The organism is Pseudoclavibacter sp. Z016, assembly GCF_002931215.1.
Lineage (GTDB): Bacteria > Actinomycetota > Actinomycetes > Actinomycetales > Microbacteriaceae > Pseudoclavibacter.
In genome coordinates this window covers 53,652-60,523 of the sequence record NZ_PSTU01000023.1, presented here as the reverse complement: position 1 = coordinate 60,523, position 6,872 = coordinate 53,652, and the positions used below count along the sequence as shown (strand labels likewise).

The 6,872-nt window shown below is 69.9% G+C and carries 7 protein-coding genes; 3 read left to right on the top strand and 4 right to left on the bottom strand.

All coding sequences use genetic code 11. The features are described 5' to 3' along the window. Together C5B99_RS18340 and C5B99_RS18335 are read left to right on the top strand one after the other, a co-directional pair. Positions 1 to 283: aldehyde dehydrogenase family protein (locus C5B99_RS18340; RefSeq protein ID WP_146082062.1), on the top strand; the 283-nt coding region annotated here is incomplete at its 5' end. Between the two features lie 184 nt (positions 284 to 467). Then, a complete protein-coding gene (locus C5B99_RS18335; RefSeq protein WP_146082061.1) occupies positions 468 to 947 on the top strand; it encodes a hypothetical protein in 480 nt (159 codons plus the stop codon). Positions 948 to 960: 13 nt separating this feature from the next. Here C5B99_RS18335 and C5B99_RS18330 read toward each other — a convergent pair whose 3' ends face one another. Continuing rightward, a complete protein-coding gene (locus tag C5B99_RS18330; RefSeq protein ID WP_181058180.1) occupies positions 961 to 2,571 on the bottom strand; it encodes a PucR family transcriptional regulator in 1,611 nt (536 codons plus the stop codon). A 108-nt stretch (positions 2,572 to 2,679) separates the two neighbouring features. Here C5B99_RS18330 and C5B99_RS18325 point away from each other — a divergent pair, with 108 nt between their 5' ends. After that, positions 2,680 to 3,999, top strand: a complete 1,320-nt coding sequence (locus C5B99_RS18325; protein WP_104244769.1) for an aspartate aminotransferase family protein — start codon at positions 2,680 to 2,682, stop codon at positions 3,997 to 3,999. 202 nt (positions 4,000 to 4,201) lie between these two features. On the opposite strand, the gene C5B99_RS18320 is transcribed toward C5B99_RS18325, so the two are convergent. The 3 genes from C5B99_RS18320 to C5B99_RS18310 all read right to left on the bottom strand — a co-directional run bounded on the left by C5B99_RS18320 (position 4,202) and on the right by C5B99_RS18310 (position 6,800). Then, a complete protein-coding gene (locus C5B99_RS18320) occupies positions 4,202 to 4,783 on the bottom strand; it encodes a hypothetical protein (RefSeq protein ID WP_104244767.1) in 582 nt (193 codons plus the stop codon). 56 nt (positions 4,784 to 4,839) lie between these two features. Further along, entirely contained in the window at positions 4,840 to 5,517 is a 678-nt protein-coding gene (locus tag C5B99_RS18315; RefSeq protein WP_104244765.1) for a CE1759 family FMN reductase, read from the bottom strand. Between the two features lie 116 nt (positions 5,518 to 5,633). Further along, positions 5,634 to 6,800 (bottom strand): LLM class flavin-dependent oxidoreductase, encoded by a 1,167-nt coding sequence (locus tag C5B99_RS18310; protein ID WP_104244763.1) that lies wholly within the window; start codon positions 6,798 to 6,800, stop codon positions 5,634 to 5,636. Positions 6,801 to 6,872 lie beyond the last annotated feature (72 nt).

Below are 6,872 nucleotides of genomic sequence, written 5' to 3'. Positions count from 1 at the left end.
CGGCCAGTTCGGCAACGGCACCGCGATCTTCACCAACGACGGCGGCGCCGCCCGCCGCTTCCAGAACGAGATCCAGGTCGGCATGATCGGCATCAACGTCCCCATCCCCGTGCCCGTCGCCTACTACTCCTTCGGCGGCTGGAAAGACTCCGCGTTCGGCGACTCCAAGGCCTACGGCCTCCAGGGCTTCCACTTCTACACCCGCGAGAAAGCCGTCACCAGCCGCTGGCTCGACCCCGCCAAGCACGGCGGCATCAACCTCGGCTTCCCCGAAAACGACTAGGAGGCGGGGCGCCCGCCCCGTGGGCGCCCTGTGTCCGCTTCGCGCCCGCCCCGTGCCCGCTTCCCCGCGCAGGAGTTGTGGCGAGATGCGCTTCGGTACCGCGGCAGCAGCATCAAGCCACACCGCTGTCGCGGACGGGCGAGACGTGCAGGTGCCGCGCGGAGACACGAGGGAGGATGCACACGTGCGAATCCTCCTCAAGCTCGAGCTCGACTGCCCAACCGAACTGCTCGCCGACGCCCTCCAGCGGCCGGAAGCCTTCCGCGCAGTGGCGGGCCCACTCGCGGAAGTGCGCTCGCTCGAACCCGGCGGCTTCCCCGAACGCTGGTCACCCGAGCGCCCGCACCGCGTCGAGATCCGCCTGCTCGGCGTGGTTCCGCTCGGCACGCAGGTCATCGACGGCCAGTACCGCGACCTGGGAGACGGGATGCACGAGCTCCGCGACCGCGGGTACCCGGAGTCGGGACTCATGGCCGTCATGACGACGTTCGAGCACACGATGGTCGTCTCGCCGCTGCCCGGCGGTCGCACGCTCTACCGCGACCAGCTCAAGCTGGGTGCTGGCCTCCTGACCCCGTTCGTGTGGTTCGGGATGTGGATGTTCTGGCAGAAGCGCGCCCTCAGCATGCGGCAGCTCGCAGACCGGCTCCGGAACGGGCGGTAGCCGCCGCGCGGAGTCAGGCGTCGTCGAGGAGGCGCATCGCCGACCACACCTCGGCCCGCCCGGCGAAGGACTGCAGGTCGATGCCGAGGAGCTGCTCTGCCGTGGTCACGCGGCTGCGAAGCGTGTGCCGGTGGATGCCGAGTGACTTCGCGACCGGGTCCCACGCGCAGTTCCCCTCCGTCCAGGCGGCGAGCGTGTCGAGCAGCAGGCGTCCCTGCTCCCCATGCTCGAGCAGGGGCTGCAGGACGCGGCGCGCGGTGACTCGGCCGTCGGCCGCCTCGAGCGCGCCGAGCATCCCCGTCGTGGCGAGGTCCTCGAACCGCACGGACGGCCGGTTCGGCGTGCTGCGCTCCGCGGCCTTGCGCGCCTCCGCGAGCAGTCGCGGCAGCTCGGGCCAGTCCCCGGGCGCGGAGGCGCCGGCGGAGAAGCCAGCTTCTGTAAGCGCCTCGAGCAGTGCCGCGCCCCCTCGTGCCGGCACGATCGCCACGAGGTCGTGATCCCGTGCGGCGAAGAAGATCGGCTCAGGACCGGACCCCGCGAGCCGCTCGAGCCGGTCGAGCAGCGCCTGCCCGGGTTCACCGCCCCGCGCCTGCATGACCCGGATCGGAGCCGCGGGGAGCTTGCCCCACACCGTCTCGGCAGTGCGCGTAGCCACCTCCATCTCGCCGGCGAGGAGCAGCTCCAGGAGGCCGACACGCAGGTGCCCGCGGGCCGCATCCAGCTCCCGATTCTGCTCGAGCGCGATCGACGCGTGACCGATCGCGCTCGCGACGAGGTCGTTGCCCGCCAGATCAAGCGGGGCTCGCCCGCCGACCGCGAGCACCCCGCGGAGCTGGCCGTGCTGGCCGACGGTCTGCAGGGTCACGTCACCGCTCTCGCCGTGCAGGTGCGCCCCCGAGCGACCGCCGCGCGCGAGGAGGCTCTGCACCATCCGCTCGATCTCAGGGGCTTCGCTCTCCGGCACCCGGATGCGCGTCTGCGCGTCCACGCGGAGCCCCGTCGAGTCGTAGAGCGCCACCCAGCTCTCCAGCTGCCGTTCGAGCTCGACGAGGATCGCGCCGAGACCGCCGGGCCTGAGGGCGGCCCTCGCGAGCTTGCGCTGCGCCTGCAGCGACCATTCGAGCCGTGCTCGCTGCTCGAGGGCGCGCTGGTCCGCGAGGTAGCGGATGATGCCGATGAACGGGGTGCGTTCGGCGACCTCGACGAGCGTCAGGCCGTGGCGCTCGCAGGCGGCGACGAGGGCAGCGGGCACCTCCGCGTGGATGACCTCGGTCGCGAAGCCGAGCGCCGCGATGTCGGCCGCCCGCAGTCGGGCGACATACGCGTCGAAGACATCCTCGCTGGCAAGCGCTTGGAACCGAACGGTCGCGGTCGCGGACACCGGCGAGCGCAGTCCGTTCGCGGCGCTCTGCGGCTGCGCTCCGGGGTCCGGCGCCTCGGACACCGCGAACTGCATGCCGTCGGTGAGCAGGAGCTGGCCGGCTTCGAGCCACGGTGTCGGGTCGCCGAGGTCGGAGCTGTGCGCCCACACGAGCTCGCGGTCCAGTGCGCTCGCGTCCGCGGCGTGCAGCACCCGCAGCTTGAACTCGGTCTCCTCCACGAGCTCGCGCAGCGTGACACTCACGCCAGCCCCCTGGGCGCGGAACCATGCTGACGCTTTTGTCGAGTCATGGCACCCATTCTCACCGATTTGACCACGAACGCGACGCATTCCGGGCCGCAGAGTGGAGACATGACCGCTCCCACCCTCAGCACCCACCTCAGCAACACGGACGTTCGCGAGCGCGACCTCGCCTCGGTGTTCCACTCCTGGTCAGCTCAGGGGAAGATCTCGCCGCTGCCCATCGACCGCGGCGAAGGCGCGAGACTGTGGGACTTCGACGGCAACGAGTACCTCGATTTCTCGAGCCAGCTCGTGAACGTCACGATCGGCTACCAGCACCCGAAGGTCATCGCGGCCATCCAGGAGCAGGCCGCGAAGCTCGTGACGATCGCCCCGGCGCACGCCAACGAGACCAGGGCGAAGGCGGCGGAGCTGATCCTGTCGCACGCCCCAGAGAGCTTCTCGAAGGTGTTCTTCACGAACGGCGGTGCGGATGCGGTCGAGAACGCGATTCGCATGGCTCGCCTCTCGACGGGGCGCGACAAGGTCGTGTCCCTGTACCGCAGCTACCACGGCAACACGGGAGCCGCGATCGTCGCGACCGGCGACTGGCGACGCATCCCCAACGAGTACGCGCGCGGCCACGTGCACGCCTTCGGCCCGTACCTGTACCGCTCGGAATTCTGGGCCGAGACGCCCGAGCAGGAGAGCGCACGGGCACTTCGACACCTCGAGCGCGTCGTCCAGGCGGAGGGCCCCGCGTCCGTCGCGGCCATCCTCATCGAGAGCATCCCCGGAACCGCTGGCGTGCTCGTGCCGCCGCCCGGGTACCTTGCCGGCGTGCGGGAGATCTGCGACCGCTACGGCGTCCTGCTCATCCTCGATGAGGTCATGGCCGGGTTCGGCCGGACCGGCGAGTGGTTCGCGTTCGATGCCTACGATGTCCGTCCCGACCTCATCACCTTCGCGAAGGGCGTCAACTCGGGCTACGTGCCGGTCGGCGGGGTCATCATCTCCGAGGAGATCGCCGCGCGCTTCGATGAGGAGGTCTTCCCAGGCGGGCTCACGTACTCGGGGCATCCACTGGCCGCCGCATCCATCGTCGCGACCCTCGAGACCATGGAGGAGGAGGGCATCGTCGAGAACGCGGCCCGCCTCGGACGCGAGGTCATCGGCCCCGCACTGCACGAGCTTGCCGCACGCCACGACGTCGTCGGCGAGGTGCGCGGCAAGGGTGTCTTCTGGGCGGTCGAGCTGGTCAGCGACCCGCTGACGCGCGCCCCGCTCGCCGCGGCCGACATGGCGACCATCAAGTCGCAGCTCGTGGCCCGCGGCCTGCTGCCGTTCGTCGCCGACAACCGCATCCACGTCGTGCCACCCGCCGTCATCACCGACGCCGATGCGCTCCGCGGCATTGCCATCATCGACGAGGTGCTCGCCGGATTCTGAGCGCTGGGCCTCGGCGCCGCCGCGCTCCTGCACGACTGGACTGCTGCGGCAATGGGCGTCGCCGCGAACGGAATCGCGATTCCTGTCCAACTTCCGTGACGATTCGGCACCGGCGGACCGCCGGGGCGTCAGCGCAATCACGGCGTCACGGAAGTTGGACAGCCGCGGCTTCGCGCCGCAGGGAACGCCCGCGGCCGAGGGCCTACTTGTCCTCGGGCGGCGGAATCAGCGCCATGAGCGCAGTGAGGCCGCCGATCACGAGGCCCGTCTTGGTGTGCGCGGCCGTCACCCCGCCATTGGCGCGACGCTCGCCGAAGCGGTAGATCCACCGCTCGCCGGCGACGGCGGCGAGGATCGCCCCGGCTCCAGCAGCCGTGGCGAGCCCGCCGAGGGAGACCCGGCTCGCCGGAGAGAGCGAGATCCAGAACTGGGAGAAGCTCTGCGGCTTCCCATCTGCACCGTCTTCACCGTTCGGTCGCTCGCCCGACGCTGGGTGTGGCGCATCAGCCTGCTCGCCTGGGCCGCCGATGAGCTCGCCCGGTGCCTGCGCCGCCGGCTGCACGAGCAGGTCGGTGTCTTCGGTGCGGCCGCGCTTGCCGATCTTCAGCTCGTCGTACTCCGACGCCGCGAGCCCGCCGACGCCGAGGGCCAGCATCGTCTTCGCGACTCCGCGACCAGCCCTCGACGAGATCACGTCAGGGGTGGCGTAGTAGAGGGCGGTCAGCGCGCCCTGTCCCGCCGCCAGGATCGCGCGCTTGCGGAGGTCGGTTCTCGGAGAAGTCATGCCCCCATTGTCCCGACTCGGTCTGATCAGAGCCTCAGCGGCGAACCGCAGCGCGGCTAGGCCGCGCCTCCACCTGCGGCCATGCGCATGAGGTCGGAGTTCAGCTCGATGCCGAGCTCGGTTCCGCCTGCGCTGCCGAGCTCGTGCTGGTAGCCGCCCCAGTTGGCGCCGCGGATCGTCTGCTCGACGCCAGCCTCCATCAGGGCGAGGAGCTCGACGGATGCGCGCTCGATGCGGGACCCGAGGCCCGCATCCTGCCAGTCCTCGGTTGAGGCGAAGAGCGACGTGGGCACGGTCATGGCACGCAGGTACGCGAACATCGACCGCATCTGCTCGTCCACGACAAGCGCGTGACGCGCGGTGCCGGCGGTTGCGGCGAGCACGACGGGCTTGGCGATGAGGAGGTCGTTGTCGAGGGTCTGGAAGAACGACGTGAAGAGTCCGCTCGGCCCGGCCTTGTAGACGGGGGCGGCCGCGACGATGCCGTCGGCGTCGCGGAGCGCCGCGATGGCGCGCTCGAACTGGGGGCCGAAGCTCTGCGAGCCGAGGGCTGCTGGCAGTTCGGGGAGGAGCATCCGCAGATCGATGTGCGTCGATACAACGTCACGGCCTCGTGTCGCCGCGAGCTTGGAGACGCCACGCTCGATGCGGTCTGCGAGCAGCTTCGTCGACGACGGGTCGCTGATACCGGCGTTGACGACGGCGACGCGGTAGGCGCCTTGTGCGTTGGTCATGGAAGTCCTTCCGAACGGGTTGGAGCTGAAGAAAGAGCGAAAAGGAGAGGCGAGGAGCCGAACGGATGCGCGGGGCCGGTCGAATGGGCCGGCCCCGCGCACTCGCTTCGCGGTGGCTAGGCGACGAGCGCGGTGTCCTGGTAGGGCGAGGAGCCGGTGACGTTGTCGCCTCGGTTCTCGTTGGGGCGCGGCTGGCGCGGCGCGGCGTCGCCGTACTTCGCGAGGACAAGCGACTCGTGCGTGGGCGCGTCGGGGACCTCGGCGGGGCGGAGCGCCTCGAGTTCGCGGCGCAGCACGGGAACTACTTCGGAGCCGAGAAGCTCGAGCTGGTCGAGCACCATTCCGAGCGGCAGGCCGGCGTGGTCCATGAGGAACAGCTGGCGCTGGTAGTCCCCGAAGTGCTCGCGGAACGTCAGGGTCTTGTCGATGACCTCCTGCGGGCTGCCGACCGAGAGCGGGGTCTGCTGCATGAAGTCCTCCATGCGCGGCCCGTGGCCGTAGACGGGCGCCTCGTTGAAGTAGGGGCGGAACTGGTCCTTCGCGTCCTGCGAGTTCTTGGCGATGAACGCCTGCCCGCCGAGGCCGACGATCGCCTGCGAGGCCTTGCCGTGGCCGTAGTGCTCGTAGCGCTGGCGGTAGAAGTCGATGAGGCGCATGTAGTGCTCCTTCGGCCAGAAGATGTTGTTCGCGAAGAACCCGTCGCCGTAGAAGGCGGCCTGCTCGGCGATCTCCGGGGTGCGGATGGAGCCGTGCCACACGAACGGTGCCACGTCGTCGAGGGGGCGGGGCGTCGAGGTGAAGCCCTGCAGGGGAGTGCGGAACTTGCCTTCCCAGTCGACGACGTCCTCGCGCCAGAGGCGGTGGAGCAGATTGTAGTTCTCGAGGGCGAGGGGCAGGCCGGAGCGGATGTCCTTGCCGAACCACGGGTAGACGGGGGCGGTGTTGCCGCGGCCGAGCATGAGGTCCATGCGGCCCTTGGAGAGGTGCTGCAGCATCGCGTATTCCTCGGCGATGCGCACGGGGTCGTTGGTCGTGATGAGGGTCGTCGATGTGGAGACGCGCAGCGTCTTCGTGAGTGCCGCGATGTGCGAGAGGAGCACGGCGGGCGAGGAGGAGAAGAAGGGCGGGTTGTGGTGCTCGCCGATGGCGAAGACGTCGAGGCCGACCTCTTCGGTCTTCTGGGCGATCTTGACGATCGCGTCGATGCGCTCGGCCTCGCTCGGCGTCTCGCCGGTGACCGGGTTGCGTGTGATGTCGCTGACGGAGAAGATTCCGAACTGCATGTTCAGCCCTTTCGTTGTGGATGCACGGGCCGGGTCGGTCCTGGTTCTGGATTCCCAACTCCATGCATATGC

Bases quoted from the DNA above. Each gene is read 5' to 3' on its own strand.
- C5B99_RS18315 (WP_104244765.1), bottom strand. From the start codon at position 5,517: ATGACCAACGCACAAGGCGCCTACCGCGTCGCCGTCGTCAACGCCGGT.
- C5B99_RS18310 (WP_104244763.1), bottom strand. From the start codon at position 6,800: ATGCAGTTCGGAATCTTCTCCGTCAGCGACATCACACGCAACCCGGTC.
- C5B99_RS18325 (WP_104244769.1), top strand. From the start codon at position 2,680: ATGACCGCTCCCACCCTCAGCACCCACCTCAGCAACACGGACGTTCGC.
- C5B99_RS18320 (WP_104244767.1), bottom strand. From the start codon at position 4,783: ATGACTTCTCCGAGAACCGACCTCCGCAAGCGCGCGATCCTGGCGGCG.